Consider the following 5,643-nt stretch of genomic DNA (forward strand, 5'->3'; position numbering starts at 1 on the left):
CGCAAGCGCGTCGACGATATTTCCTTTTCTTTGCGGCGCGGCGAGATCCTCGGCATCGCCGGATTGGTCGGCGCCGGCCGCACGGAGCTGGTGTCGGCTCTGTTCGGCGCTTATCCCGGGCGCAGCCAGGCCGAGGTCTGGCTGGACGGCGTCAAGGTGGATACCAGCACGCCGCAGAAAGCGATCCGGCTCGGGTTATGCATGGTGCCGGAAGACCGCAAGCAGCACGGCATTGTGCCCGATCTCAGCGTCGGCCAGAACATCACCTTGGCGGTGCTCAAGAACTTTTCGCGCAACACCCGCATCGATGCCGAGGCAGAACTGAAAACCGTGCAGGCTGAAATAAGCCGCCTCCAACTCAAGACATCCAGCCCGTTCCTGCCCATCACCAGCCTGTCCGGCGGCAACCAGCAAAAGGCGGTGCTGGCCAAAATGCTGCTGGCGCGGCCCAAGGTCCTGATCCTGGACGAACCGACGCGCGGCGTCGACGTCGGCGCCAAGGCCGAGATCTACCGGCTGATGGCGGAACTGGCGCGGCAGGGCGTGGCGATCATCATGGTGTCATCCGAACTGGCGGAAGTGCTGGGCGTTTCTGACCGCGTGCTGGTGATCGGCGAAGGCAAGCTGCGCGGCAATTTCATCAACCGCGACCTGAGCCAGGAAACCGTGCTGGCGGCGGCGATCGACCAGTCGTCTCAATACATGGCGTCGCAGCAGCTGGTGGCCGCTGCATCTGAAGCAGGGAATAACGGGAAACTGATATGAGTACGATCAACATCAAGCAGCTGTTCCGGCAATACAAAATCATGGCCTTGCTGATAGCCATCGCCATCATCTGGGCATTCTTCAGCTGGAAAACCGAAGGCGGTTTCGTCACGCCGCGCAACCTATCCAACCTGCTGCGCCAGATGTCGATCACCGGCATCCTGGCCTGCGGCATGGTGCTGGTGATTATCGGCGGCGAAATCGATCTCTCGGTCGGGTCCATGCTCGGCTTGCTGGGTGGGGTCGCCGCGGTGCTCAACGTCACCCACCATCTGCCGCTGTCGCTCAACCTGTGCCTGGTGCTGCTGCTGGGTCTGGCGCTGGGTTTGTTCAACGGCTACCTGACGGCGTACATGCGGATTCCCTCGTTCATCGTCGGCCTCGGCGGCATGCTGGCGTTCCGCGGGATCCTGCTCGGCGTCACCGGCGGGTTGACCATCGCCCCGGTCTCGAGCGACCTGGTGTACCTGGGGCAGGGTTACCTGGCGCCGCAGCTCGGCATCGTGCTCGGCGTCGGCTTGTTTATCCTGGCCTTGGCGCTGACCTGGCGCCAGCGCCGCAACCGCATGCAACACGCGCTGCCGGTGCCGCCGCTGTGGCGCGACGGGCTGCGCGTGCTGCTGATCGGCCTGGTGCTGCTGGCGTTTGTCTCCACCCTCAACACCTATGACGGGATCCCTGTGCCGGTGCTGCTGTTGCTGGCCTTGCTGGGCCTGTTCAGCTACGTCACCACCCAGACCGTGTTCGGCCGCCGCATCTATTCGGTCGGCAGCAACATGGAGGCGACCCGTTTGTCGGGCGTCAACGTGCAGGCGGTGAAGCTGTGGATTTTCGGCATCATGGGCGTGATGTGCGCGCTGGCCGGCCTGGTCAACACTGCGCGCCTGGCGGCAGGCTCGCCATCGGCCGGCAACATGGGCGAGCTGGATGCGATTGCCGCCTGCTTCATCGGCGGCACTTCCATGCGCGGCGGCTCGGGCACGGTATACGGCGCGCTGATCGGCGCGCTGGTGATGGCCAGCCTGGACAACGGCATGTCGATGCTGGATGTCGACACCTACTGGCAAATGATCGTCAAGGGCAGCATCCTGATGCTGGCAGTGTGGGTCGATGTCAGCACGCGTTCAGGGCGGTAAGGCGCGGCAATAACATCCGGTTGGCCCATGGAAACACGGTGGCCGCCATTCCGCGTATACTTGGCCGGTGTCTAGACAGATCCCGGCTCAGGGGCCGGGGTACAACAATCGCTTGAAAGGCTCCGGCGCGCGATGCATACGCAAACTATCCTCACCTATACCGCCTTCGCGGCGCTGTCCATCCTCAGCCCCGGGCCGTCGATCCTGCTGTCCCTGCGCAACGGCGCCACCTATGGGCCGCGTTCGGTGATGTGGTCAGGCCTGGGTAATATTTCCGGCGTGTTCTGCCTGTCGACCGCGGCTATCCTTGGCCTGGGCGTGCTGCTCAAGTCGTCAGCCATGCTGTTCATGGCGGTCAAGATTTGCGGCGCGCTTTACCTGTTTTATATCGGCATCCGGCATTTGTTCGCCGGCTCGAACGGACTCGCTTATGAATCGGAAGCAGGGCAGGCCGGAATTGCTCCGCGTCCGCGCAAGCTGTATGGCGAAGCCTTCCTGACGGCGGCCACCAACCCCAAGGCGGTCTTGTTTTTCACGGCGCTGTTCCCGCAGTTCATCGATCCCCAGGCAGCTTTGCTGCCGCAGTTCCTGGTCCTCATGGCCATCTTCATGAGCTTGTCGTATAGCACTCACCTCAGTTACGCGGTAGTAGCATCCCGCGCCCGGCACTTGCTGGTGCGGCCGCAGTTCGCCAAGTGGATGAACCGTGTGGTAGGAACAGCCTTCATTTCATTCGGCTCGCTGCTGCTGGCGCTGCGTCGTCAGACATCTTGAGTCCATGTGTCGAATTGTAATCGTTTGTAAGGACGGTCAACAGCTCCCGCATCGCCCTCGTTATCTGCTCAAGCCCTCGGGATTTTCCTGAGGTAATCAAGATAACGTAAAGGTGCACACATGAACAAATTACTCGCAACTCTGATCGCTGGCTTGTTCGCTACTTCCGTTTTTGCCCAGGCTGCCGCTCCAGCGGCCCCGGCAGCGCCTGCTGCTTCGGTAGCCGTAAGCACAACCGCCCCGGCTGCCAAAGCAGACGTGAAGGCAGATGTGAAAGCGCCGAAGGTTGAAACCAAAGCCGCAGCAAGCACCGAAACCGCGGTCAAGGGCACGAAAGCAAAAACGCATCACACACCGTTCAAAGCCACCAGCAAGGTGAAGGCAGAACCAGCTGCAGCCAAGGCAGACGTCAAGGAAGCCGCGCCTAAGTAATCAAGGCAGCGCCCATCGCGAGAGACAGGATGATCCTGTCTCTCGCGTTTTCAGTCGTCGGTTTTTGTGCAAATATTTTGAGGAACAAATCATGGGTATCCTGGAAGAAGTCATTGGTGCTGTAGTGGCAGTCGAAGGCGTGAAGAAACTGGATCCGAATGCCTCCATCCTGACCGAAGGCATCGCCGCCATTGCCGGTTACAAGGGCGTGGAAGCGGTGACCGAACATCTGGAAAACAAAGAAGAAGAAAGCAAGGAGGGCGATGACCCTCAGCAGCCTGCTTAAAAGCAGCGGGTTAGTCCAGGAGAGGAATCTTCCCGTCGGGGAGATTCCTCTTTTTCGTTTCAACTCCCGAGACAAATCCCGGAAAATATGGCACTGTAAGACGCAATCAATCCGAATCGAAGCAGGGAGAAAAGATGAAGCTGACTTACTGGGTAGCCGCACATCTGGACGGCGACAAGACCGACGCCGTGATTGCCAGGACCAAGCATGACTGCGAACAGAAAATCCTGACTTTCGAAAATCCTGCCGAATACGGCCAGCCGGTAAAAAAATCCTTCCTCTACGGCGATGTATTCGACCTGTTCGAAATGGCCACTGCCAAGGACGGCGGGCGCGGCATGGGATAGGGCGCAATTGGCGGCTAGCTTGCGCCGTGCCGTAGAAATACAAGCTGCGCGGCGATACTTGCCAGTATCCCGAGCGTGGCTATGGTTTGAAGCAGGGCGGCGAGCATGGTTTTCAGCGAGAATCTATAGAATCGGACGCAATACCAGCTGCAGGCCGAGCACGATGAGGCAGATGAAAAACCAGCGCCGGAAAGTAGCCGGGCTGACGCGCCGCCGGACATGCTGGCCCAGCCACATTCCCAGCAATGCAGGCAGCACCGCAAGGCTGGATGTGCCGATATCGCCCAGCTGGAAAGCGCCTTGCCGCTGCAGGCCGATGGCCAGCGCGATGGTCGACACGGTGAATGACAGTCCCAGCGCCTGCACCAGGTCTTCCTTGTCCAGCCCCAGCGCCTGGATATAGGGCACGGCCGGAATCACGAACACGCCGGTGCCGCCGGTAATCAGTCCGGTCACAAGACCGACCAGCGGCGATGCCGGCCGTTCTGCCCGCGCCGGAACAGACAGCTGGCGCGCCGCCAGTCCGAACAGCGCGTAAACCACCAGCACCACCCCTAGTGCTATTGCAGTCCAGCCGCCGCTGTCATTGGTCATCAGCCAGGCGCCAGCAATAGTACCGACGGCGATGCCGGCCATCATGGTCCAGAGCCGCCTGGCCAGCGCCAGGAATCCGGGGCCGGCCAGCAGCTGCCAGAGATTGGTGACGAACGAGGGCAGGATCAGGAGCGAGGCCGCTGCAACCGGCGACATGGTGATTCCCAGCAGTCCCATTGCAATGGTGGGCAAGCCCATCCCGGTCACGCCCTTCACGGTGCCGGCGATAAAGAAGGTGAGCAGGATGGCGGACAAGCGTGGCAGGTCATAGTGGAACATGGCTGGTATCTCAGAAAGCGACAACTGCATTTTTCTCGATCCGGGGCCCCGGCACAATGCGCAAGAACCGTATCCAGCCTTAGGCTATGCCTAAGGCTCGCGGGCTGGTAGCATCCAGTGTATGCGCTTCGACCTGACCGATCTTCGGCTATTCCTCCTGGTTCTGGAAACCGGCAGCATTACCCATGGCGCGGCGCTGGCCAACATGTCGTTGCCTTCGGCCAGCGCCCGCCTGCGCGGCATGGAGGAGCTGATCGGCCTGCCTCTGCTGGAGCGCCGCGCGCGCGGCGTTGAACTGACGCCGGCAGGCGATACGCTGGCCCATCATGCGCGGCTGGTGCTGGCGCAGATGGAGCAGATGCGGGGCGAGCTGGGAGAATATTCAAAAGGGTTCAAGGCCCATGTCCGGCTGTGGGTCAACACGGTTGCCATGACCGAGTTCTTGCCCAAGGCGCTGGCGCCGTTCCTGGCGGCGCGTCCGAATATTGATGTCGACCTGAAGGAAAGGCCCAGCACCGACATCGTCAAGGCGGTGTCGCTCGGCACCGCCGACATCGGCATCATTTCAACCACCGCCGACCATGGCAGCCTGCAGCTCTTTCCTTTCGCCACCGACCGCCTGGTGCTGGTGGCGCCGCGCGGCGATCCGCTGGTAAAGCAGAAGCGCGTCGCCTTCCAGCACACGGCCGGCCGCCAGTTTGTCGGGCTGAGCGTCGGCAATCCTTTGCAGAACTATCTCGACGAACATGCAATGCGAGCCGGCAATCCGCTTTCATTCAGGGTGCGCGTACGCACCCTGGAAGCAATCTGCCACATGGTGGCGTCCGGCGTCGGCCTGGCCATCGTGCCGGAGACGGCGGCGCGGCGCTGCCGGCGCTCGATGGCGATTCAATCGGCGCGGCTGAGCGATCCCTGGGCCACCCGGCAACTGGCGATTTGCACGCGCGATGCCGATGCCTTGCCGCAGTATGCGCGGGAACTGCTCGAACACCTTTCCGCCGCCGGCGCTTAATCCCGACGCCCTCGTCGC

8 protein-coding genes are annotated in these 5,643 nt (G+C 61.6%); 7 read left to right on the forward strand and 1 reads right to left on the reverse strand.

All coding sequences use genetic code 11. The features are described 5' to 3' along the window. The 6 genes from JWQ61_RS16900 to JWQ61_RS16925 form a co-directional block, all read left to right on the forward strand. On the forward strand, positions 1-765 hold a 765-nt coding region (locus JWQ61_RS16900; protein WP_304361547.1), incomplete at its 5' end, for an ATP-binding cassette domain-containing protein. Then, entirely contained in the window at positions 762-1,901 is a 1,140-nt protein-coding gene (locus JWQ61_RS16905) for a sugar ABC transporter permease (protein WP_304361548.1), read from the forward strand. The genes JWQ61_RS16900 and JWQ61_RS16905, both read left to right, overlap by 4 nt. Before the next feature lie 132 nt (positions 1,902-2,033). Continuing rightward, a complete protein-coding gene (locus JWQ61_RS16910) occupies positions 2,034-2,675 on the forward strand; it encodes a LysE family translocator (RefSeq protein WP_061541078.1) in 642 nt (213 codons plus the stop codon). A 120-nt stretch (positions 2,676-2,795) separates the two neighbouring features. Continuing rightward, positions 2,796-3,107, forward strand: a complete 312-nt coding sequence (locus tag JWQ61_RS16915; RefSeq protein ID WP_304361549.1) for a hypothetical protein — start codon at positions 2,796-2,798, stop codon at positions 3,105-3,107. 91 nt (positions 3,108-3,198) lie between these two features. After that, positions 3,199-3,393, forward strand: a complete 195-nt coding sequence (locus JWQ61_RS16920; RefSeq protein ID WP_304361550.1) for a hypothetical protein — start codon at positions 3,199-3,201, stop codon at positions 3,391-3,393. Positions 3,394-3,527: 134 nt separating this feature from the next. Then, positions 3,528-3,740 carry a hypothetical protein gene (locus JWQ61_RS16925; protein WP_061541076.1) on the forward strand — a complete coding sequence of 71 codons (213 nt, stop codon included), beginning with the start codon at positions 3,528-3,530 and terminating at the stop codon, positions 3,738-3,740. A 123-nt stretch (positions 3,741-3,863) separates the two neighbouring features. Here JWQ61_RS16925 and JWQ61_RS16930 read toward each other — a convergent pair whose 3' ends face one another. After that, positions 3,864-4,613 (reverse strand): sulfite exporter TauE/SafE family protein, encoded by a 750-nt coding sequence (locus tag JWQ61_RS16930; protein WP_304361551.1) that lies wholly within the window; start codon positions 4,611-4,613, stop codon positions 3,864-3,866. Between the two features lie 121 nt (positions 4,614-4,734). Here JWQ61_RS16930 and JWQ61_RS16935 point away from each other — a divergent pair, with 121 nt between their 5' ends. Further along, on the forward strand, positions 4,735-5,625 hold the full coding sequence (locus tag JWQ61_RS16935; protein ID WP_304361552.1) for a LysR family transcriptional regulator: 891 nt from the start codon (positions 4,735-4,737) through the stop codon (positions 5,623-5,625). Positions 5,626-5,643 lie beyond the last annotated feature (18 nt).

Source organism: Collimonas fungivorans (assembly GCF_028292705.1).
GTDB classification, from domain to species: Bacteria; Pseudomonadota; Gammaproteobacteria; order Burkholderiales; family Burkholderiaceae_D; genus Collimonas; species Collimonas fungivorans_B.

What these genes read in the sequence shown, in the direction of transcription:
- JWQ61_RS16915 (WP_304361549.1), top strand. Translation starts at nt 2,796, where the DNA reads ATGAACAAATTACTCGCAACTCTGATCGCTGGCTTGTTCGCTACTTCC.
- JWQ61_RS16920 (WP_304361550.1), top strand. Translation starts at nt 3,199, where the DNA reads ATGGGTATCCTGGAAGAAGTCATTGGTGCTGTAGTGGCAGTCGAAGGC.
- JWQ61_RS16925 (WP_061541076.1), top strand. Translation starts at nt 3,528, where the DNA reads ATGAAGCTGACTTACTGGGTAGCCGCACATCTGGACGGCGACAAGACC.
- JWQ61_RS16910 (WP_061541078.1), top strand. Translation starts at nt 2,034, where the DNA reads ATGCATACGCAAACTATCCTCACCTATACCGCCTTCGCGGCGCTGTCC.
- JWQ61_RS16930 (WP_304361551.1), bottom strand. Translation starts at nt 4,613, where the DNA reads ATGTTCCACTATGACCTGCCACGCTTGTCCGCCATCCTGCTCACCTTC.
- JWQ61_RS16905 (WP_304361548.1), top strand. Translation starts at nt 762, where the DNA reads ATGAGTACGATCAACATCAAGCAGCTGTTCCGGCAATACAAAATCATG.
- JWQ61_RS16935 (WP_304361552.1), top strand. Translation starts at nt 4,735, where the DNA reads ATGCGCTTCGACCTGACCGATCTTCGGCTATTCCTCCTGGTTCTGGAA.